Source organism: Microlunatus sp. YIM B11417, from assembly GCF_059617205.1.
The window spans coordinates 422598-443583 of record NZ_JCAMPJ010000002.1; the positions used below are offsets into that span (position 1 = coordinate 422598).

Annotated in this window: 17 protein-coding genes; 8 read left to right on the forward strand and 9 right to left on the reverse strand. The window is 70.0% G+C overall.

What is annotated here, in order from left to right; genetic code table 11:
* Positions 1–5: 5 nt before the first annotated feature.
* Together gap and AC6CCG_RS12260 are read right to left on the reverse strand one after the other, a co-directional pair.
* Complete coding sequence (gene gap, locus AC6CCG_RS12255) at positions 6–1004, reverse strand: type I glyceraldehyde-3-phosphate dehydrogenase (RefSeq protein WP_496654814.1); 999 nt, start codon at positions 1002–1004, stop codon at positions 6–8.
* A gap of 112 nt (positions 1005–1116) precedes the next feature.
* Positions 1117–2067 (reverse strand): GlxA family transcriptional regulator, encoded by a 951-nt coding sequence (locus AC6CCG_RS12260; protein WP_496654815.1) that lies wholly within the window; start codon positions 2065–2067, stop codon positions 1117–1119.
* A 51-nt stretch (positions 2068–2118) separates the two neighbouring features.
* On the opposite strand from AC6CCG_RS12260, the gene AC6CCG_RS12265 reads away from it, so the two are divergent.
* Both AC6CCG_RS12265 and AC6CCG_RS12270 read left to right on the forward strand, forming a co-directional pair.
* The gene (locus AC6CCG_RS12265; RefSeq protein WP_496654816.1) at positions 2119–4527 is read left to right on the forward strand and encodes a PEP/pyruvate-binding domain-containing protein; all 2409 of its coding nucleotides are present in this window, start codon (positions 2119–2121) and stop codon (positions 4525–4527) included.
* Entirely contained in the window at positions 4524–5144 is a 621-nt protein-coding gene (locus AC6CCG_RS12270) for a TetR/AcrR family transcriptional regulator (RefSeq protein WP_496654818.1), read from the forward strand. The genes AC6CCG_RS12265 and AC6CCG_RS12270 overlap by 4 nt, the downstream gene beginning before the upstream one ends.
* On the opposite strand, the gene AC6CCG_RS12275 is transcribed toward AC6CCG_RS12270, so the two are convergent.
* Both AC6CCG_RS12275 and AC6CCG_RS12280 read right to left on the reverse strand, forming a co-directional pair.
* Positions 5119–5571, reverse strand: coding sequence for a phage holin family protein (locus AC6CCG_RS12275; protein WP_496654819.1), 453 nt, complete (start codon positions 5569–5571; stop codon positions 5119–5121). The two genes, AC6CCG_RS12270 and AC6CCG_RS12275, sit on opposite strands and share 26 nt — an antisense overlap.
* Positions 5572–5843: 272 nt before the next feature.
* The gene (locus AC6CCG_RS12280; protein WP_496654820.1) at positions 5844–6296 is read right to left on the reverse strand and encodes a MarR family winged helix-turn-helix transcriptional regulator; all 453 of its coding nucleotides are present in this window, start codon (positions 6294–6296) and stop codon (positions 5844–5846) included.
* A gap of 28 nt (positions 6297–6324) precedes the next feature.
* On the opposite strand from AC6CCG_RS12280, the gene AC6CCG_RS12285 reads away from it, so the two are divergent.
* Entirely contained in the window at positions 6325–6801 is a 477-nt protein-coding gene (locus AC6CCG_RS12285) for a cupin domain-containing protein (protein ID WP_496654821.1), read from the forward strand.
* Between the two features lie 9 nt (positions 6802–6810).
* Here the strand turns inward: AC6CCG_RS12285 and nhaA are convergent, their stop codons facing one another.
* Together nhaA and acs are read right to left on the reverse strand one after the other, a co-directional pair.
* Positions 6811–8034 (reverse strand): Na+/H+ antiporter NhaA, encoded by a 1224-nt coding sequence (nhaA, locus tag AC6CCG_RS12290; RefSeq protein ID WP_496654822.1) that lies wholly within the window; start codon positions 8032–8034, stop codon positions 6811–6813.
* 149 nt (positions 8035–8183) lie between these two features.
* Entirely contained in the window at positions 8184–10154 is a 1971-nt protein-coding gene (gene acs / locus AC6CCG_RS12295; protein ID WP_496654823.1) for an acetate--CoA ligase, read from the reverse strand.
* A gap of 214 nt (positions 10155–10368) precedes the next feature.
* Between acs and AC6CCG_RS12300 the strand changes: the two genes are divergently transcribed.
* From AC6CCG_RS12300 to mmsB, 4 genes are all read left to right on the forward strand, one after another.
* Positions 10369–11406, forward strand: coding sequence for a LacI family DNA-binding transcriptional regulator (locus tag AC6CCG_RS12300; RefSeq protein WP_496654824.1), 1038 nt, complete (start codon positions 10369–10371; stop codon positions 11404–11406).
* 240 nt (positions 11407–11646) lie between these two features.
* Complete coding sequence (chvE, locus tag AC6CCG_RS12305) at positions 11647–12780, forward strand: multiple monosaccharide ABC transporter substrate-binding protein (RefSeq protein WP_496654825.1); 1134 nt, start codon at positions 11647–11649, stop codon at positions 12778–12780.
* Between the two features lie 100 nt (positions 12781–12880).
* Positions 12881–14413, forward strand: a complete 1533-nt coding sequence (gene mmsA, locus AC6CCG_RS12310; protein WP_496654826.1) for a multiple monosaccharide ABC transporter ATP-binding protein — start codon at positions 12881–12883, stop codon at positions 14411–14413.
* A 29-nt stretch (positions 14414–14442) separates the two neighbouring features.
* Entirely contained in the window at positions 14443–15690 is a 1248-nt protein-coding gene (mmsB, locus tag AC6CCG_RS12315; RefSeq protein ID WP_496654827.1) for a multiple monosaccharide ABC transporter permease, read from the forward strand.
* Between the two features lie 113 nt (positions 15691–15803).
* On the opposite strand, the gene AC6CCG_RS12320 is transcribed toward mmsB, so the two are convergent.
* Positions 15804–16844, reverse strand: a complete 1041-nt coding sequence (locus tag AC6CCG_RS12320; protein WP_496654828.1) for an SIS domain-containing protein — start codon at positions 16842–16844, stop codon at positions 15804–15806.
* A 109-nt stretch (positions 16845–16953) separates the two neighbouring features.
* On the opposite strand from AC6CCG_RS12320, the gene AC6CCG_RS12325 reads away from it, so the two are divergent.
* Positions 16954–18660, forward strand: coding sequence for a hypothetical protein (locus AC6CCG_RS12325; RefSeq protein WP_496654829.1), 1707 nt, complete (start codon positions 16954–16956; stop codon positions 18658–18660).
* On the opposite strand, the gene AC6CCG_RS12330 is transcribed toward AC6CCG_RS12325, so the two are convergent.
* Positions 18661–19203 carry a hypothetical protein gene (locus AC6CCG_RS12330; protein WP_496654830.1) on the reverse strand — a complete coding sequence of 181 codons (543 nt, stop codon included), beginning with the start codon at positions 19201–19203 and terminating at the stop codon, positions 18661–18663.
* Between the two features lie 161 nt (positions 19204–19364).
* Positions 19365–20984, reverse strand: coding sequence for a monocarboxylic acid transporter (locus AC6CCG_RS12335; protein ID WP_496655398.1), 1620 nt, complete (start codon positions 20982–20984; stop codon positions 19365–19367).
* Between the last annotated feature and the right edge of the window lie 2 nt (positions 20985–20986).

Consider the following 20986-nt stretch of genomic DNA (forward strand, 5'->3'; position numbering starts at 1 on the left):
CGGCGTCAGCCGGCGGCCAGGAGTTGCAGGGTGTCGATCACGCGGTTCGAGAAGCCCCACTCGTTGTCGTACCAGGCGACGACCTTGACGTGCTTCCCGTCGACCCGGGTCAGCGCGCTGTCGAAGATCGCCGAGGCCGGCTGGCCGGTGATGTCGCTGGAGACCAGCGGGTCCTCGGAGTAGTCGAGGATGCCGTTGAGCTTGCCGTCGGCCGCCGAACGGTAGGCGGCGAGGACGTCGTCCCGGCTGACCTCGCGGGCCACCGTGGTGTTCAGTTCGACCAGTGAACCCACCGGGACCGGCACCCGGATGGAGTCGCCGGACAGCTTGCCGTTGAGGTTCGGCAGCACCAGGCCGATGGCCTTGGCGGCGCCGGTGGTGGTCGGGGCGATGTTGACCGCCGCGGCGCGGGCCCGGCGGAGGTCGCGATGCGGGCCGTCCTGGAGGTTCTGCTCCTGCGTGTACGCGTGCACGGTGGTCATGAAGCCGTGTTCGATCCCGGCCAGGTCGTCCAGCACCGAGGCCAACGGCGCCAGCGCGTTGGTGGTGCAGGACGCGTTCGAGATGATCACGTGCCGGTCCGGGTCGTAGGCCTCGGTGTTCACGCCGTACGCCAGCGTCACGTCGGCCCCGGCGGACGGTGCGCCGACCAGCACCTTGCGGGCTCCGGCGTCGAGGTGGGCCCGGGCGGCGTCGGCCGCGGTGAACCGGCCGGTCACCTCGAGCACCAGCTCGACGCCGAGGTCGGCCCAGGGGAGCTTGCCGGGCTCGCGTTCGGCGAGGACCTTGATCCGCTGGCCGTCGACGATCAGGTCGGAGCCGTCCACCTCGACCGGGGCTGCGAGGCGGCCGAGCGAGCTGTCGTACTTGAGCAGGTGGGCCAGCGCATCCGGCGCGGTGAGGTCGTTGACCGCGACGACCTCCAGCTTGGTGTCACGTTCGAGAAGGCCGCGCAGCGTGTTGCGGCCGATCCGGCCGAAGCCGTTGATGGCAATCCGTGTCATGGGTTCATGCTCTGCGCTCGCGTACGGGCTCGAAAGTGGCTCGAACGACACCGTACGCAAGGATCGCGCCGGACCTTTCGCCATCCCTCGCAAGGATCTCGCCACCGGCGAGTCAGGCCGAGAACGTGTGCCGGTATTCGGTCGGCGAGGTGCCGAGGATCCGGTGGAAGTGCAGTCGCAGGTTCGAGGCCGTGCCGAGCCCGACCCGGTGGGCGATCTGTTCGACCGTGAGGTCGCTGCGCTCCAGAAGTTCGCGGGCCAGGTCGACCCGGGCCCGGAGCACCCACTGCATCGGCGTGTAGCCGGTGTCCTCGACGAACCGCCGGGAGAACGTCCGCGCCGAGACTCGGGCGTTGCGGGCCAGCGACTCCAGGGTGAGCGGCTCGGCGAGGTGCCCGAGCGCCCATTCCCGGGTGTCCGCGAACAGGTCGCCGAGCGGTTCGGGCACGCTCCGCGGCACGTACTGCGCCTGCCCGCCGCTCCGGTACGGCGCCGCGACCAGTCGCCGGGCCACGTCGTTGGAGAGCCCGACGCCGTGGTCGCGCCGGACCAGGTGGAGGCACAGGTCGATGCCGGACGCGGCACCGGCCGAGGTGAGCACCGTGCCCTCGTCGACGAACAGCACGTTCTCGTCCACCCGGATCCGCGGATGCCGGTCCTGCAGCGCCTTCGTGTAGTGCCAATGCGTCGTCGCCCGCTTGCCGTCCAGCAGTCCGGTGCCGGCCAGGGCGAAGGCGCCGGTCGAGATCGCGGCCAGTCGAGCACCGCGCGCATGGGCGGCCTTCAGGGCGTCGACGACCACGGCCGGCGGGTCGGTGTCGGCCGGCGTCCGATAGCCGGGGACGAAGATCGTGTCGGCCCGGTCGAGCGCGGCCAGCCCCTCGGCCACGTGGTACGAGAGCCCGTCGCCACCGGTCACCAGCCCGGGCGCGGCGCCGCACACCTGGACCTCGTACGGCATGGTCGGCCGGTTCGAGAACACCTGCGCCGGGATGCCGACGTCGAGTGGCTTCGCGCCCTCGAGCACGAGCACGGCGATCTGGTGATTGCGGGGCCTACTCACGAGGACCCAGTGTGGCGGATCCTCGAATCCACGGGCTACAGTTAGAGAACTATGAGTTCTCTAATCGAGTCGACGCCGGTCCTGGTCACCGGGAGCCTCGCCGAGGCCGGGAGTGACCTGGACGAGCTGGGCGGCAAGGGCGCGAACCTCGGCCGGCTGGCCGCGGCCGGCTTTCCGGTGCCGGACGGCTTCGTGATCACCACGGCCGCCTACCGCAGCCAGGTCGCCGGCCTCGATCTCACCGGCGAGCCGGCCGAACTGCGGGAGCGGATCGAGGCGGTGCCGATCGAGCCCGCGCTGGCCGACCGGATCCGGCAGGCGTACGACCGGCTCGGTGGCGGGCCGGTCGCGGTGCGGTCCAGTGCGACGGCCGAGGATCTGCCCGGTGCGGCGTTCGCCGGGCAGCAGGACACCTACCTCGACGTCGGGCCGGACGAACTGCTCGCCGCGGTCGCCCGGTGCTGGGCGTCGCTGTGGACCGACCGGGCGGTGGCCTACCGGCGCCGGCTCGGCATTCCTCCGGACGAGGTCGCGATCGCCGTCGTGGTCCAGGCGATGGTGCCGGCCGAGCTGGCCGGCGTCATGTTCACCGCGGACCCGGTCACGGGCGACCGCGACACGTTCATGATCGATGCCGTGTCCGGGCTCGGCGAGGCACTGGTCTCGGGCGAGGTGACGCCCGATCACTATCTGGTCGACCCGGCCGGCGCGCGGCTCGAGTTCCGGTCCGGTGGTACGGGCGACCCGCTGCTCGATGACGGGCGCTTGGCCCGGCTGGCCGAGCTGGGCGGCGCGGTGCGGGACCTGTTCGGCGGGCCGCAGGACCTCGAGTGGGCGATCGCCGACGGCAAGGTCCGGCTGCTCCAGGCCCGGCCGATGACCGCTCTGCCCGAGCCGGTCCGGGCGAGCAGAGCGCAGCGGTTCGCGGTCTCCGCGGCCACCGACTACTTCACCGAGCGGCCGTACCCGCTGGACGTCACCACCTGGCTGCCGTACGGGCCGGCCGGGATGATGCTGAACCTGATCAGCGCCCAGGGCTTCGCGATCGACCTGGCCGACCTGCTGCCGGAGACCGACGGCGTCGTCGTCCAGTTCCGGCCGCCGACCCCGCGGCCGACGGCTCGGTTGCTGATCGCGGTGCCGTCGATGCTGATGCGGGTCAACCGGTTCGATCCGCGGCGCTGGCGGCAGGATCCGCGGGTCGGGCAGTTCGAGCGCCGGCTGGCCGACCTGTCCGGCGATCCGGCCGCGCTGAGCTGGCGGGATCTGCTGCGCCGGCCGCGGGATCTGTTCCGGGTGGCCGAGCTCGGCGAATCGCTCCGGGCCGACTTCCTGCCCGGGATCGGGTTCGCGCTGCTCCGGCTCCGGTTCCGACTGGCCCTGATCCGCGAGACCGAACTGCTCGACCCACTGATGGCCGGTGCCGAGACCGTGACGTCGATCATGAACGACCGGCTGGCCGCGTTGGCGGGGACGGTCCGGCAGCGGCCGGATGTGGCCCGCCTGTTCGCGGACCTGAGCACCGCCGACCTGCTGGTACGGCTGCGCACCGACCCGGCCCTGGCCGACGTCGCCGCGGAGTACGAGCGACTGCTCGCCGACTACGGGCACCGGGAGACCAGCAGTCCGGTGCTGGTCTCGCCGCCGACCTGGACCGACCAGCCCGAGGTGCCGCTCGGCATGCTCCAGGCCTTGGTCGCGAACGGGACCGCTGCCGCGCCGAGCAGCCGGAGTGCCGAGGCCGAGCGGCGCGTGTACGCCAAGCGCAGCCTGGCCGATCCGCGGCGGCGGGAGGCGATGCGGCGGGCGATCGAGGGCGCCCAGGCCGGGATGGCCTTCCGCGAGGACTCGCACGATCTGCTGACCCGGCCGGCGCCGGTGCTGCGGCACTGCCTGCTCGAGATCGGTCGCCGGCTGCACGACGTCGGCGTGCTGCCGGAACCGTTCGACGTCTTCCACCTGCGGCTCGAGGAACTGGAGGCGCTCGACGAGCCGGCCCGGCTGCCCGAGGCCGAGCGGGACCGGCTGGCCCGGCTGGTCCGGCAGCGGGCGATCACCCGGGACCGGCTGGCCTCGGTGCCCATGATCAACCGCGCCACCACGTTCGCCGGCGGTGCGGACACCGGCGACGCGCTGGTCACCGGGATGCCGGCGGGTGCCGGAGTGGCGGTCGGTACGGCCCGGGTGATCACGAGCCCGGCCGAGTTCGGCAGCATGCGGCCGGGCGAGGTGCTGGTCTGCCCGTACACCAACCCGTCCTGGACCCCGCTGTTCCAGAGTGCGGTCGCGGTGGTGGCCGACACCGGCGGCGTCGGGTCGCACGCCGCGATCGTCGCCCGCGAGTACGGGCTGCCGGCGGTGATGGGCACCGGCGACGGGACTCGCCGGATCCGTACCGGGCAACGGATCCGGGTCGACGGTACGGCCGGCACGGTGACCGCGGCCGAGGACGGCGCGTGAGCGACCACCGGACCGAGCCGCGCCGCCGGGGTGATCAACTTCTGGCCGCGATCCACGACGCGGTGCTGGCCGAGCTGACCGAGCACGGCTATGCCGCGGTGACCATGGAGACCGTGGCACAGCGGGCCCGGACCGGCAAGGCGTCGCTCTACCGGCGCTGGCCGACCCGGGTCGAGATGATCATGGACACGATCTACTCCCGGCTGCCGGCGGAAGAGTCCATGATCGACACCGGAGCGCTGCGGACGGATCTGATCATGCTGTTCGAGCGCTTCGTCGGTGAGTTGGACGGACCGGTCGGCGCCGCGTTGCGCGGGCTGTGGGCCGAGTCGCTCGACGACCGGGCGCAGCACGCGCGGGTCCGCGGCTACTCACGGCACGGCGGGCAGCGGTTGCTCCGCTCGATCGTCGAGCGGGCCGCGGGGCGAGGCGAGGTGGATCCGGCGGCGATCACCGATCAGAGGTTGGAGGCCGGCCCGGCGATCCTGCGCTACCGGATCCTGCTGGACGGTCGGCCGCTGGACGTGGCCGACCTGGTGGACGAGGTGGTGCTGCCGCTGTTCACTGCACCGGCTCCGGCGCGTCCGCAGGTCAGCGGAATTCCGGCCCGGCCTTGATCGCGGTGCGCTCGGGCAGCGGGGTGTTGACCGCGGCGAGCCCACGCTCCGCGGCCGACTTCACGTCGTCGATCGCCTTGTTCGCCTCGGCGATGGTCGCCTCCGGCGGCTTGATCTTCCTGACCGAGGTGTAGCCGATCAGGCCGAGGATCGCGGCGATCAGCAGCAGCACGCCGGCGACGATCAGGAAGCAGAGCGCGACATGGATCCCGGTCAGCGCCCACAGGCCGAGTGCCGCGGCGACGTAGAGCAGGGTCAGCGCGTTGATCACGAAATAGCCGGCCGCACCGAACATCCCGGCGCCGATGCCACCCCGCTTGGCCGACTCGGAGAGTTCCCGCTTGGCCAGCTCGACCTCGCCCTGGATCAGGACCTTGACGTCTTCGGTGATGCTCTTGACGATGTCGCCCACCGCTGGTTCTGCCATGATCTGCTCCTCTCGTGTTGCCGGTGAAGGGGGACGACCCCCTTCAGATCCCCCGTGACGCTCCGCGAGCGGACCGGCACTGCACTGTTCCTTGGTGAAGGGGGGCGACCCCCTTCAGATCCCCCGTGACGCTCCGCGAGCGGACCGGCACTGCACTGTTCCTTGGTGAAGGGGGGCGACCCCCTTCAGATCCCCCGCGCGCTCCGCGAACGGACCGGCACTGCACTCTCCTCGGGGAGCCTAACGGAACCCGCGCCGGCGGTGTGGCCGGTCTAGCCGGGCTCGCCGAGCCGTTCGAGATCACGACGCAGCGCACGTGCCCTCGGCGCGCCGAGCAGTTCCTCGATCCGCTGCTCGACCTCCGGCACGAGTTCCTGGGCGATCGCGACGACCTGCCGGCCTCGTTCGGTCGGGAGCACCAGCTTGGCCCGCCGGTCCTCCGGGTCCGGGATCCGCTCGACGTACCCGTGCCGCTCCAGGTGCTGGACCAGCTCGGCCATCGCCTGCTTGGTGATCTTGGCCCGCTCGGCCAGCGTGCTGACCGTCGTCCCGGTGTCGTCGAGGTACTGGAACACGGTGCCGTGGGCCGGCCGGACCATTCCGTGCCCCCGCTCGGCCAGCCGCTCGATCGCGATCTCGTTCAGGGCGAGGTACGCGTCGCGGAGCAGGACGACGGTGTTCGTCGGCCGGGGGCGTCCGCCCGTGATCGGTCGAACCCTTGACATAGACAAGGCTCCTGTCTACTTTGAGGATATGGACATGTTACCTGTCGATCCTCGTACGGCCGAGCGGTGGACCCTCGGCACCGACGAGTTGACCGTGCTCGCGACCGGTGATCAAACCGGCGGGACGATCTTCGCGGTGGAGATCAGGATGCCGCCCGGCGGCGGGCCGCCGGTGATGCACCGCCACGCACCGGGGGAGATCTACCGCGTGCTGGAAGGGGAACTCACCTTCTATCTCGGCGATCCGGGCGGCACCGTCACTCGGATCGTCGCCGGGCCGGGTCAGGTGGTGCCGATGGCCGGCGGGACGCCGCACACGATCCGCAACGAGTCCGCCGAGGACGCGGTGGCGTTCGCGGTGCACTCGCCGGCCGCGGTCATGGAGGGCTTCTCGCGGGCCGCCGCCGCTCAGGCCGCCGCCGGCCCGCCGGCCATGGCCGACGTGCTCGCCCTGGCCGAGGCGCACGGCGTCGAGCTGCTCGGCCCGGTGCCCGCGACCGCCTGAGCCGCAGGATCAGTCGTCGGCTCGCCGCCGCGCGGTCGTACGCCGGCGGAGGGAGATCGCGGCCAGGCCGGCCGCCAGCAGCGAGCCGATCAGGACGGCTGCCTTCGCCTGGTCGGCCATCGCCGGATCGTCGCCGAAGGCGAGGTCGGAGATCAACAACGAGACGGTGAAGCCGACGCCGGCCAGGATCGACACCGAGAAGACCTCCGACCACTTCAGGTCCGGCGCCAGCTCGGCGCGGGTGAACCTGGCCGTGAGGGCGGCGCCGCCGAAGACGCCGAAGGCCTTGCCGATCACCAGCCCGGCGACGATGCCGATCACCGCCGGTTCGGTGATCATGGTCCGCAGGGTGTCGGGGGAGAGCGCGACGCCGGCCGAGAACAAGGCGAACAACGGCACCGCCACCCCGGCCGAGACCGGCCGCCACCGGTGCTCCCAGCGGTCCACCGGGGTGCCGGCGTCGCCGGCGAGATCGTCGTCGTGCTCCCGGGCCCGGGTGAGCAGGCCGAGCAGTACGCCGCTGATCGTGGCGTGGATGCCGCTGGACAGCGTGAGCCACCAGCAGAGCAGGCCGAGCGGAAGATACAGATACCAGCCGCGGATCCGGCGCCACTGCAGCAGCGCCCAGAGCACCGCACAGCCGGCGACGCCGAGCAGCCAGAGCGGCTGCAGGTCCGACGTGAACGCGACGGCGATCACCAGGATCGCGCCAAGATCGTCGACGATCGCCAGGGTGAGCAGGAACGCCCGCAGGCTGGCCGGCAGGCCCGGCGCGACGACGGCGAGAATGGCCAGCGCGAAGGCGATGTCGGTCGCCATCGGGATCGCCCAACCCTCCGGCCGGCCGCCGGGCGCCAGCCCGTTGATCATGAGGAAGATCAACGCCGGCAACGCCATGCCGCAGACGGCGGCCACGATCGGCAGCAGGGCGTTCGCCGGCTTGGACAGGGTGCCGACCGTGAACTCCCGCTTCAGTTCCAGTCCGGCCACGAAGAAGAAGATCGTCAGCAGCCCGTCGGCCACCCAGTGGTGCAGGTCGAGCGGCCCGACCTGGACGTGCCGGATGGCCTGATAGCTCGCCGGCCCGAGATTCGCCCAGATCAGCGCGACCGCGGCCGCGACCAGGATCAACGCGCCGCCGGCGGTCTCCTGGCGCAACACGTCGGCGACCGACCGCGCGTCCGCGTCGGTGGTGCGCCCGAACAGGACGATCCGTGGGCGACGAGTGATCACAGGCAACTCCCGGGGTCGATGGCAGAACCGCCGACCAGACTTCCCGGCACACCTGCCTCCACCCTAAAGGAAAAGAGCGGGAGCCCCGAACGTCGTCGTGGCTCCCGCTCTCCTGTGCGGCCTTCGGCAGGCTCAGGGACCGGTGTTGATCAGTCCTCGCTGGGCGCGGTGGCCAGGTTGGTCTTGATCAGGTCCATCACCGTCGAATCCGTCAGCGTGGTGACGTCGCCGAGTTCGCGGTTCTCGGCGATGTCACGCAGCAGCCGCCGCATGATCTTGCCGGACCGGGTCTTCGGCAGCTCCTCGACCACCATGATCTGCCGCGGCTTGGCGATCGGGCCGATCTCCTTGGCCACGTGGTTGCGCAGTTCGGTGACCTGATCGTCGCCGCCGTTCGAGGCGTCGCCGCGCAAGATCACGAACGCCACGATCGCCTGGCCGGTGGTGGCGTCGGTGGCGCCGACGACGGCCGCCTCGGCCACGCTCGGGTGCGACACCAGCGCCGATTCGATCTCCGTGGTGGAGAGCCGGTGGCCGGACACGTTCATCACGTCGTCCACCCGGCCGAGCAGCCAGAGGTCGCCGTCCTCGTCCTTCTTCGCCCCGTCGCCGGCGAAGTAGCGGCCCTCGAAGCGCGACCAGTACGTGTCCACGTACCGCTGATCATCGCCCCAGAGGGTGCGCAGCATGGCCGGCCACGGCTTGGTGATCACCAGGTAGCCACCCTCGCCGTCCTGCACCGGTACGCCCTCGTCGTTGACCACGTCGACGCTGACCCCTGGCACCGCCTTCATCGCGGCGCCGGGCTTGCCGCTGGTCACGCCGGGCATCGGCGAGATCATGTGCATCCCGGTCTCGGTCTGCCACCAGGTGTCGACCACGGGGGTCCGGTCGCCGCCGATGTGCTCCCGGTACCAGACGTACGCCTCCGGGTTGATCGGCTCGCCGACCGACCCGAGCACCCGCAGTGAGGACAGGTCGAACTTCGCCGGGATGTCGGCGCCCCACTTCATGAAGGTCCGGATCGCCGTCGGGGCGCAGTAGAGGATGGTCGCCTTGTACTTCTCGACGATCTCCCACCAGCGGCCCTTGTGCGGCGTGTCCGGCGTGCCCTCGTACAGGATCGAGGTGGTGGCGTTCGAGAGTGGCCCGTACACGATGTAGGAGTGGCCGGTCACCCAGCCGATGTCGGCCGCGGTCCAGTAGACGTCGGTCTCCGGCTTGAGGTCGAAGGTCGCCCACTGGGTGTAGGAGCAGCCGACCAGGTAGCCGCCGGTCGTGTGCAGGATGCCCTTCGGCTTCCCGGTGCTGCCCGACGTGTACATGATGTAGAGCGGGTGCTCGGCCGGGAACGCCTCCGGCGTGTGCTCCTCGGACTGCTTGCCGACGACGTCGTCCCACCAGACGTCGCGGCCGTCGGTCATCGCGGTGTCCTGGCCGGTCCGCTTGATCACGACGACCGACCGGACCTCCGGGCACGACTTCAGCGCCTCGTCCACCGCGGGCTTCAGCGGCGACGGCGCGCCCCGGCGGTAGCCGCCGTCGGCCGTGATCACGACCTCCACGCCGCAGTCCTGGATCCGCGACGCCAGCGCGTCGGCGGAGAAGCCGCCGAAGACGACCGTGTGCGGCGCGCCGATCCGGGCGCAGGCCAGCATCGCGAACACCGTCTCCGGGATCATCGGCAGGTAGAGCGCGACCCGGTCGCCGGCCTTGACGCCCAGCTCGAGCAGCGCGTTGGCCGCCTTCTTGACCTCGGTCGTCAGCTCCGCGTACGTGATCGTGCGGGTGTCGCCCGGCTCGCCCTCGAAGTGGAACGCGACCCGGTCGCCGAGGCCGGCCTCGACGTGCCGGTCACAGCAGTTGTACGCGGCGTTCAGGGTGCCGTCGGCGTACCACTTCGCGAACGGCGCGTTGCTCCAGTCCAGCACCTGGGTCGGCTCCTGCGCCCAGCTGATCCGCTTCGCCTGCTCGGCCCAGAACCCGTCGACATCGGCCTCGGCCGCGGCATAGGTCTCGGCGGTCACGTTGGCGGAGGCAGCCAACGCCTCCGGCGGCGGGAAACGACGCTCCTCATGCAAGAGGTTCGACAGCGCCTCGCTCTGTTGCGGCTCACTCACGTGTGGCTCACTCTCCTCATTGATGCTCCGGCCGGCACCAGCCTAATGTCGCACGGCCGTCTCGTGAATTCGGTACGTACCTAAATTCCCGGTCTGGTCGGTCTAAATCTGAGAGGCGGTTCCGGTCGGGTAGCGTGATCCGCTGATCGCCGTGCCCGCGGCGGCGGCCCTATAGTGACCATGTGATCGGTCACATCGGGCGTCCGGGGTAGCGGTGACCGCCTCGGGACAGCGGGAGCAGCCGGCCAGCATTCGTGACGTGGCCCGGCTGGCCGGTGTGTCCCACCAGACCGTCTCCCGGGTGATCAACAATCATCCCAGCCTCCGACCGGAGACCCGGCGCAAGGTCGAGGAGGCGATCGAACAGCTGCACTACCGGCCGAACCGGATCGCCCGCGCGCTCGGCACCCGCCGCTCCGGAACGATCGGCGTCGTCGCGTCGCAACGCACGCAGTACGGTCCGGGCGCGGCGGTGGTCGGCATCGAGGAGGCGGCCCGCCGGGTCGGCTACCTGGTCAACACGACGAACCTGATCAGCGCCGATCCGGAGGAGATCCGGGCCGCGCTGACCGCGCAGGCCGACTACCGGGTGGACGGGATCGTCATCATCGCGCCGCAGCAGCGGGTGCTGCACGCGCTGGACGAGCTGGCGCTCGACCTCCCGTACGTGCTGCTGCACTCGCGGTCCAATGACGACCCGCACGAGGTGTTCGTCGACCAGCTGGCCGGCGCCCGGGCGGCGACCCGGCATCTGATCGAGCTCGGCCACCGCGACATCTATCACCTGGCCGGCCCGCAGGAGTGGCTCGAGGCCGACGCCAGGATGCAGGGCTTCCTGTTGGAGTTGTCCGACGCCGATCTGTCCGCGACCGCGCCGATCCTCGGCGACTGGACCGCCGACTTCGGCTACCGAGCCGGCGAGCAGCTGGCCTGGCAGGGCGACCTGACCGCGGTCTTCGCGTCGAACGACCAGATGGCCCTCGGGCTGATCCACGCCTTCCGCGACGCCGGCTGGGATGTGCCCGGCGACGTCAGTGTGGTCGGCTTCGACGACGTACCGGAGGCGCGCCACTTCTGGCCCCCGCTGACCACGGTCCGGCAGGACTTCGCCGAACTCGGCCGCCGCTGCGTGGCCCGCCTGCTCAGCGAACCGGCCGCGGCGCCCTCGACGGTGTCCGGCGAGAGCCTGATCCCGCAGCTGGTGGTCCGAAACTCCACCGCCCCACCCCCCACCACCACCAAATCCCGCTGACCGGTCACAAAAGCAGGCGTTCGGGCGGCGTGTCGCTGCACTTTTGACTGGTCGGTGCAAGGTTTCGGACACGTTTGGGTTGCGTACGGTCCCGTATCGCTTGACTCCTCAACGTCCCAGGAGTAAGCATGTGACCGGTCACATTTCGACCTTGTTACGCCGGACCGGACGGAATCGCCGATGGGGGAGCCCGATTCCGTCCTCGTACCGACGAGCCGATTCATCGTGGAGGGGTATCTCGTGGAACGTCGCAGACTGATCGCCGGAGTGGCCGCTGGCGCGGCCCTGGTGCTGGGCCTGGCCGGGTGCGCCGGCTCGCGGGCCGGTGACCCGGGGGCGCAGCCGCCCGCCGGCGGGGACAACAAGGGCGCACTGATCGGGGTCGCGATGCCGACCAAGACCTCCGAGCGGTGGATCGACGACGGCAACAACGTCAAGGCGAAGCTCGAGGCGGCCGGCTACAAGGTCGACCTGCAGTACGCCAACGACAAGGTCCCGGATCAACAGCAGCAGATCGAGTCGATGCTGAACAAGGGCGCCAAGGCCCTCATCGTCGCGTCGATCGACGGCACCGCGCTGACCCAGCAGCTTGCCGCGGCCGCCGAGGACGGCGTCAAGGTGATCGCGTACGACCGGCTGATCAACGGCTCGCCGAACGTCGACTACTACGTCACCTTCGACAACCACAAGGTCGGCGTGCAGCAGGGCACTTCGCTGTTGCAGGGTCTGGGCATCCTGGACGCCGACGGCAAGGACACCGGGAAGACGGACAAGAAGACCATCGAGCTCTTCGCCGGCAGCCCGGACGACAACAACGCGCACTTCTTCTTCGACGGCGCGATGAGCGTGATCCAGCCCTACATCGACAAGGGCATCCTGACCGTCGGCTCCGGGCAGACCGAGTTCTCCCAGGTCGCGATCCAGCAGTGGAAGCAGGAGACCGCGCAGGCCCGGATGGAGACCATCCTGAACGGCTTCTACGCCAAGGGCGGCAAGAAGCTGGACGGCGTGCTGGCTCCCTACGACGGGCTGTCCCGCGGCATCCTCAACGCGACCAAGGCCGCGGCGATCCCGAACCCGATCGTCACCGGGCAGGACGCGGAGAAGCCGTCCGACAAGCTGATCCTGGACGGCGTCCAGTACTCGACGATCTTCAAGGACACCCGACTGCTCGGCGAGACGGCTTCGAAGATGGTGGACGACCTGCTCAACGGCCGTGAGCCCGAGGTCAACGACACGAAGACGTACGACAACAAGGTGAAGGTCGTGCCGACCTATCTGCACGACACCCACATCGTCACCAAGGACAACCTGATCAAGGTCGTGGTCGAGTCCGGCTACTACACCCAGGAAGAAGTCGAGTCCGGCCAGTAGTCCGCGGCGGCGAAGGGAGCACCCTGCGATGAGAAACACCCCACGACGCAGTTCTCCCCCGCTGCGCTCCTCCGAACTGCGCCGCGGGGACCCCGAAAAGATGGACGTCATCCTGGAGATGGTCGACATCAGCAAGACGTTCCCCGGCGTCAAGGCCCTGCAGCACGTGAACCTCAGTGTCCAGCGTGGTGAGGTGCACGCGATCTGCGGCGAGAACGGCGCCGGGAAGTCGACCCTGATGAAGGTGTTGTCGGGGGTCTACCCGCACGGCAGCTTCGACGGTTCGATCGTGTACGACGGCAAGCCCGCCGCCTACTCGTCGATCCGGGACTCGGAGAAGGCCGGGATCGTGATCATCCACCAGGAGCTGGCGCTGAGCCCGTTCCTGTCGATCGCGGAGAACATCTTCCTCGGCAACGAACGGTCCCGGGCCGGGATGATCGACTGGAACGCGACCAACGTCGAGGCGGCGAAGCTGCTCCGGCGGGTCGGACTGGCGGAGAACCCGGCGACCAAGATCACGGACATCGGAGTCGGCAAGCAGCAGTTGGTGGAGATCGCCAAGGCGCTCTCCAAGGACGTCCGCTTGTTGATCTTGGACGAGCCGACCGCCGCGTTGAACGACGAGGACTCGGCACACCTGCTGGACCTGATCCGGGGGCTGCGTGATCATGGGATCACCTGCATCATCATCAGCCACAAGCTGAACGAGATCCGCTCGATCGCCGACAACGTGACGATCCTGCGCGACGGCCGGACGATCGAGACGCTCAAGGTGCATCCCGAGGACTCCGACGAGGTGTCCGAGGAACGGATCATCAAGGGCATGGTCGGCCGCGACCTGCAGAGCCGCTACCCGGACCGGATGCCGGAGATCGGCGACGAGGTGCTCCGGATCGAGGACTGGACCGTGCACCACCCGCTGGAGCACAGCCGGGTCGTCGTCGATCACGCCAACCTCAACGTGCGCGCCGGCGAGGTGGTCGGCATCGCCGGCCTGATGGGCGCCGGCCGGACCGAGCTGGCGATGAGCGTCTTCGGCCGCTCGTACGGGCACAACATCTCCGGCCGGATCTTCAAGCGGGGCGAGGAGATCCAGGTCAAGACGGTGCAGCAGGCGATCAAGCACGGGATCGCGTACGCCACCGAGGATCGCAAGCGGTACGGCCTCAACCTGATCGAGGACATCAAGCGCAACATCTCCGCCTCGGCCCTCGGCAAGCTCGCCCAATGGGGTTGGGTGGACAGCAACGCCGAGCGGCTGATCGCCGACGACTACCGCAAGTCGATGCGGATCAAGGCGCCCAACGTCGCCGCGATCACCGGCAAGCTGTCCGGCGGCAACCAGCAGAAGGTCGTGCTGAGCAAGTGGATGTTCGCCGACCCGGACGTCCTGATCCTGGACGAGCCGACCCGCGGCATCGACGTCGGCGCCAAGTACGAGATCTACACGATCATCAACCGGCTGGCCGGTGAGGGCAAGGCGATCATCGTGATCTCCTCCGAGCTGCCCGAGCTGCTCGGCATCTGCGACCGGATCTACGCCCTGTCCGCGGGGCGGATCACCGGTGAGGTGACCAGCGAGAAGGCCGATCCGGAGCAACTGATGCAGTACATGACCAAGGAGTCCTGAGCGATGGACACGAGACGAGGGGTGGCCTGATGTCGCTCAACACGCCGTCACAGGAACAGACACCAGAGACGATGAAGATCACGCCGCGACCGGCCCCGGCGGGCAGCGCGATGGCCTTCCTGGCCAGCCGGCTGCGCCAGGTCGGCATCTTCATCGCGCTGGTGGTGATCATCGCGCTGTTCCAGGGGCTGACCCAGGGCAACCTGCTGACGCCTCGCAACGTGACCTCGATCATCGGCCAGAACGCGTACATCCTGATCCTGGCCATCGGCATGGTCATGATCATCATCGCCGGGCACATCGACCTCTCGGTCGGCTCGGTGGTCGCGTTCGTCGGTGCGATGAGCGGCATCCTGATCGTCAACTGGCACTGGCCGGTCTGGCTCGGCATCCTGGCCAGCCTGGTGATCGGGGCGCTGATCGGTGCCTGGCAAGGGTTCTGGGTCGCCTACATCGGGATCCCGGCGTTCATCGTGACGCTGGCCGGCATGCTGACCTTCCGCGGCCTCACCCAGATGGTGCTGCAGAACGTGCCGATCACGCCGTTCCCGCCGGAGTACGCCGAGATCGGAGTCGGCTACCTGCCCGACCTCGCCGGCGGCCAGTCGGTCTTCGAGCCGCTGACGCTGATCCTCGGCTTCGTCGCCGCGATCGCCCTGTTGGCGCAGAGCATCCGGGAACGCCGCAAGCGGGTCAAGCTGCAGCTGGAGGACGAGCCGCTGTGGTGGTTCGTGGTCAAGCTCGCGTTCATGTTGATCTTCCTGCTGGCGATCACCTTCGTGCTGGCCAGCTACCGCGGCACCCCGATCGTGCTGATCGTCCTGGCCGCGCTGGTGCTCGGCTACACCGTCGTGATGAACCGCTCGGTCTTCGGCCGGCACGTGTACGCCCGCGGCGGCAACCTGCTCGCGGCGCAGCTGTCCGGCGTGAACACGAAGGCCGTGGACTTCTGGCTCTTCGTCAACATGGGCGTGCTGTCGGCGATCGCCGGCATCGCGTTCACGGCCCGGAGCAACTCCGCGCTGCCCAACGCCGGCAACGGGTTCGAGCTGGACGCGATCGCCGCGGTGTTCATCGGCGGAGCGGCGGTGACCGGCGGCGTCGGCACCGTGACCGGGGCCATGATCGGCGGTTTGATCATGGGCGTGCTGAACAGCGGCATGCTGCTGCTCGGCCTCGGCACCGAGGCCCAGGCCTTCATCAAGGGCTTCGTGCTGTTGCTCGCGGTGGCGTTCGACATCTTCAACAAGCGGCGGGCCGCGAACGCGTCGAAGTGACGGCGGAGAGCAGCGCCGGGCGGGCTCCGGGGGCCGCCCGGCGCGCTGCGGGACCGTACGGTCCCTGAGCCTGTCGACGGGGCCTGAGCCTGTCGAAGGGCCAAGCCCCGGGATCAGAGGGTCTCGGTGACCTTTGCCAGACCGCGCGGGGCGTCCGGGTCGGACCCGCGGGCGACCGAGAGATGCAGCGCCAGCAGCTGGAACGGAATGATCTCCAGCAGCGGCGACACCTCCTCGGCGACCCGGCCGGGCAGCGCGTAGCCGGCCGACGCGGCCTTGACCGCCTCACCGGCACCGACGCAGCAGACGTCCGCACCAAGATCACGAAGCCGGGACAGCACCGGCAGCATGGCCGCGCCGCCGTGGCCGTCGTTGATCGTCGCCAGCACCGGCACCTGCCGGTCGATCATGGCCAGCGGGCCGTGCAGCAGATCGGCGCCGGAGAAGGCCTGCGCCGACAGGTAGGAGGTCTCCATCAGCTTCAGCGCGGCCTCTCGCGCCGTCGGGTACGAGTACCCGCGGCCGGTGCTGACCAGTCGGGATGCGAACCGGTACCGCTCGGCCAGCCGGACGAACTGGTCGTTGTCGGCGATCACCTGGTCGGCCAGCTCGGGCAGCCCGTCGGTCGCCGACCCGTCGCCGCCGCGAACCGCGTCCAGCAGCAGATAGAGCGCCAGCAACTGCGTCGTGTACGACTTCGTCGCCGCCACCGCCCGCTCCTCGCCGGCGCGGATGTCCAGGTCCAGCTCGGCGACCTCTGCCAGCGGCGAGGACGGCTGATTGGTCACCGCGAGGGTGAGCGCGCCGCGCTCCCGGGCCACCTGCAGCGACTGGATCAGGTCCGGCGACCCGCCGGACTGGCTGACCGCGATCATCAGCGTCTGCCGGAGATCCGGCCGCGACCCGTACGTGGTCATGGTGGACGGCGAGACCAGCCCGGCCGGCAACTGGAGCACGATCTCGGTCAGGTACTTCGCGTACAGCGCGGCATGATCACTGGTGCCGCGAGCGACGAACAGGACGAAGCGCGGCGCGTAGTCGGCGATCCGCCGCGCCGCGGCGCGCACCTGGTCGCGCCCCTCGATCGACAACCGCCGCCAGGCCGCCGGCTGTTCGGCGATCTCGGCGGCCATCAGTGCGCCCGGGTCGGGCATTGGCGTCTCCTCCTTCTGCTGCTGAGCCGGGGTGTGGCCCAGCCGGGACAACCTTGACACACTCGTCCGGCCCGTGACCGATCGACCACGGGCTGGTTGACTACCCGCCGTGACGCAGCACGAGGGTCCGGGCTCGGAGACCTTCCCGCTCGGCGCGGTCGAGCGAGCCCAACTGGGTCGGTCGTTCGCCGTGCTGGTCCCGGTCGCCGTCCTGGCCGGAGTCGCCGCGGTGTTGCTGTTCCCGCGGCAGACCGGAATCGCGGTCGTCGTGGCCCTGGTCGCGCTGGTGGCTCTGGCGGTCGTGCTGGTGCTGCTGGTCCGGCTGCCGTGCTTCCTGACCCGCCAGGGCGTCCGGACCGACGCGGCCGGCCTGATCCTCTTCGCCGAACCGCGGTGGTGGTTCCGAGGCTGGCGGGTCCTGCTGCCGCCTGCCTCGATCACCGCCGTGACACCGCTGCGTTCCCACGGGCGGGCGGTCCTGTCGATCACAGTCGCCGAGCCGACACCCGGCGGCGGGCCGGTCTGGTGCACCGCGGTCCCGCCCGGAGTGACCCCGGTCGACGGGCAGCCGGCCGATGATCACCGACTCCTGGTGCAGCTTCCCGAGGCGGAACTGGACCAGGTCGCCGCGGCCGTCGAACGGCTGGCCCGGCCGTCGGCCGCGCGTCCGCTGCCGGCCAGCACCTGGGTGTCGGTACGGCTCGGGCCGGTCGTCACCTGGGGTCTGGCCTCCCTGGTCGGGCTTGCCGCCACCCAGCTGCCGCTGTGGTCGCTCCTCGCCGCCGGGACGACCTCGGGGTGGACCGATCCGGTCCTGATCGTGATGATCACGCTCGCCGTGCTCGCGCTGCTGGTGGTGATCAGGTTCGCGCCGTCGGCGCTGGCCCGGCAGGGGATCGAGGTCGGTCCGGACGGGCTCGAGCTGCGCCGGGATCGCCTCGGCTGGCAGCCCGGCAGCCGGTGGCGGATCCCCTGGGCGGAGCTGCGCGGACTCTCCGGAGTCTTCGCCGATCCCGGCCCGTTGATCGACCCGGACGACCAGCGGACCAGCAACCGCGGACCGGCCACGGTCCTGGAGTTGATCTTGAACCAGAGTCCGGCGCCGCCGCCGCTGCCCGGCTGGGTCCGGGTGGTGCCGCCCGGCGTCGAGGCTCGGCGCGTGGTGGCGGACCGGCCGCGATTGATGATCAAGGCCGGTGACCCGAGGACGGCCGATCAGCTCCGCCATCTGCTCTCCCGCCGGGTGCCCGAAGGTGAGCTGGACAACTCCGAGCCGCTGGTACGGACGGTGCGCTGGATCGCGCTGCCCCGGCGCGGGCTGGCGTCCATGATCATCGCGGCCGTCGCGTTGATCTTGGTCGGTGCGGGCTGGCTCGGGTCCGGGCTGCGGCCGTTCGCGAACGCCCCGCTCTGGCAGGACCTGCTGTGGCCGCTGGTGCCGGTGCTGGCCGGTGCCGGGCTGGCCGGGCTGGTCGGCTGGGCGCTGCCGGCGCGGTTGGCTCGCGGCGGCGTCCAGGTGGAACCGGCCGGGATCCAGCTGGTCCGGGAACGGTTCCTGTGGCGCGCCGAACTGCGCTGCCGGCTGCCCTGGTCCGGGATCGGTGAGGTCCGCGTGGTCCGGGTGTTCGCACCGGGCGGGCTGCCGCACGGGGCTCCGTTCGCGCAGGCCGTCGAGCTGACCTTGATCACCGCGGAACCGGACCGGTTGCCGCACTGGGCGGTTCCGCGAGACGCCCGGCGTCTGCTGGTGCACACCGGCGACGCCGGCGCGGCCCGGATGATCAGCGCGATCGCGGACGTACGGCCGGCGGATTGATCAGCGGGCTTCCCGGGCCAGGAAGCCGATCACGACCGCGGTCCACCAGAACACCTGGGACGCCCCGGCGAGGACGGCGCCGAACAGCAGCACCTGCCGTGGCGGGTCGTGCTGCCAGCTGCGCAGCCGCCGACCCGCCGCCAGCGCACAGACCCCGACCGCCGCTGCTCCGGCGACAGCGGCGATCTTGATCAAGGTCAGGGGCGAGTCGAGCTGCGGCCCGAGCAGCATCCCGCTGAGGCACAGTCCGGTCAGTCCGCACCAGGTCAGGGCGCTGGCCCGGTGGGAGTGGTTGACCAGGTCGGCCAGAGTGGCCCGGCCGCGGAGCCAGAGCAGCCCGTACCAGTCGATGCTGAGCACGGCACCGAAGCCGACGATGAGCGAACCGAGATGGACGAACAGGACGACCAGGCGCAGACCCTCGGGCAGGGTCACCAGGGCGGAGGCGGCCGAGACCGCGATCACCAGGACGACGGCGAGCACGGCCAGCCGGATTTCGGCCGCCGTGATCAGGACCGGACGCAGGTCCAGCTCAAGCGTCATCCCCAACTCCCCCGAGTTACGTGATCTTCAGGACGAATCGTCGCACAACCGGACGACCGGGGGACAGGGTTCGCCATGGTGAGACAGGCTGTAACCCCGCGGAAACGAACGCGCCGGATGATCCAGGTGGAAGATCATCCGGCGCGCGACGTCAGAGCGGTCTAGTGCTGCGTCCCCTTCTCGGCTCCGGCGCCGGTCAGCGCGCGGACCGAGAGTTCGTCGTAGCGAGCCTGGCTGGTCCGGTCCCGGCTCAGGATCGTGCCGAGGAAGCCGCACAGGAAGCCGATCGGGATCGACACCAGGCCGGGGTTGTTCAGCGGGAACCAGGCGAAGTTCACGCTCGGGATCAGCGAGGTCGGCGCGCCCGACACCACCGGCGAGAAGAACACCAACCCGACCGCGGCGATCAGGCCGCCGTAGATGCTCCAGATCGCACCCGAGGTGTTGAACCGGCGCCAGAAGAGGTTGTAGATCAGGGCCGGCAGGTTGGCCGAGGCGGCGACCGCGAAGGCCAGGGCCACCAGGAACGCGATGTTCAGGCGCTGCGCCGGGATGGCCAGGGCGATCGCCACGGCGCCGATCACGAACGCTGCGATCCGGACCACGAACAGCTCGCTCTTCTCGCTCGCCCGGCCCTTCATGATCACGTTCGCGTACAGGTCGTGGGCCACCGATGACGCCGAGGTCAGGGTGAGCCCCGCGACCACCGCCAGGATGGTCGCGAAGGCGACCGCACCGATCAACGCCAGCAGCACCGAGCCGCCGATCGAATCGCCGCCGCCGACGGCCTGGGCGAGCAGCGGCGAGGCCAGGTTGCCGGTGGACTTCGCGACCGCGCCCTCCTTCGAGGTGTCCAGCAGCGCGGCGGCGCCGAAGCCGAGCACCAGCGTCATCAGATAGAAGGCGCCGATCAGGCCGATCGCCCAGAGCACCGACTTGCGGGCGGCCTTCGCGGTCGGCGTCGTGTAGAACCTGATCAAGATGTGCGGCAGGCCGGCGGTGCCGAGCACCAGGGCCAGGCCCAGCGACAGGAAGTCGAACTTGCCGACCAGCGTCTTGCCGTAGAGCTGCCCAGGTTGCAGGAACGCCTCGCCCTTGCCGGTGTGCTCGGCGGCCGCGCCGAGCAGGGTGGAGAGGTTGAAGCCGAACTTGGCCAACACCAGGATGCTGATCAACAAGGTGCCGATCATGAGCAGCACCGCCTTGACGATCTGGACCCAGGTGGTGCCCTTCATGCCGCCCAGCGTGACGTAAACGATCATGAGAATGCCGACGCCGACGATCACCAGGTTCTTCAGCAGCGGGCTGTCCACCGACAGCAGCAGCGCGACCAGGCTGCCGGCGCCGACCATCTGAGCCAGCAGGTAGAAGATCGACACGACGATGGTCGAGCTGGCCGCCGCGGCGCGGACCGGGGTCTGCCGCATCCGGAACGCCAGCTGGTCGGCCATCGTGTACTTGCCGGAGTTCCGCAGCAGCTCGGCGACCAGCAGCAGCGCCACCAGCCAGGCGACCAGGAACCCGATCGAATAGAGGAAGCCGTCGTAGCCGTACAGGGCAATGGAGCCGGAGATGCCGAGGAACGAGGCGGCCGACATGTAGTCGCCGCCGATCGCCAGACCGTTCTGGAAGCCGGAGAAGGAGCGGCCGCCGGCGTAGTAGTCGTTGGCGTTCTTGGTGTGCCGGGACGCCCAGAACGTGATGTAGAGGGTCAACGCGACGATCACCAGGAACAGCGCGATCGTGAGGAAACGATTGCTCTCCGTCGCCAGCGGGATCATGG

Bases quoted from the DNA above. Each gene is read 5' to 3' on its own strand.
- AC6CCG_RS12335 (WP_496655398.1), bottom strand. From the start codon at position 20,984: ATGATCCCGCTGGCGACGGAGAGCAATCGTTTCCTCACGATCGCGCTG.
- mmsB (WP_496654827.1), top strand. From the start codon at position 14,443: ATGTCGCTCAACACGCCGTCACAGGAACAGACACCAGAGACGATGAAG.
- AC6CCG_RS12280 (WP_496654820.1), bottom strand. From the start codon at position 6,296: ATGTCAAGGGTTCGACCGATCACGGGCGGACGCCCCCGGCCGACGAAC.
- AC6CCG_RS12320 (WP_496654828.1), bottom strand. From the start codon at position 16,844: ATGCCCGACCCGGGCGCACTGATGGCCGCCGAGATCGCCGAACAGCCG.
- gap (WP_496654814.1), bottom strand. From the start codon at position 1,004: ATGACACGGATTGCCATCAACGGCTTCGGCCGGATCGGCCGCAACACG.
- AC6CCG_RS12265 (WP_496654816.1), top strand. From the start codon at position 2,119: ATGAGTTCTCTAATCGAGTCGACGCCGGTCCTGGTCACCGGGAGCCTC.
- AC6CCG_RS12330 (WP_496654830.1), bottom strand. From the start codon at position 19,203: ATGACGCTTGAGCTGGACCTGCGTCCGGTCCTGATCACGGCGGCCGAA.
- AC6CCG_RS12285 (WP_496654821.1), top strand. From the start codon at position 6,325: ATGGACATGTTACCTGTCGATCCTCGTACGGCCGAGCGGTGGACCCTC.
- AC6CCG_RS12275 (WP_496654819.1), bottom strand. From the start codon at position 5,571: ATGGCAGAACCAGCGGTGGGCGACATCGTCAAGAGCATCACCGAAGAC.
- mmsA (WP_496654826.1), top strand. From the start codon at position 12,881: ATGGACGTCATCCTGGAGATGGTCGACATCAGCAAGACGTTCCCCGGC.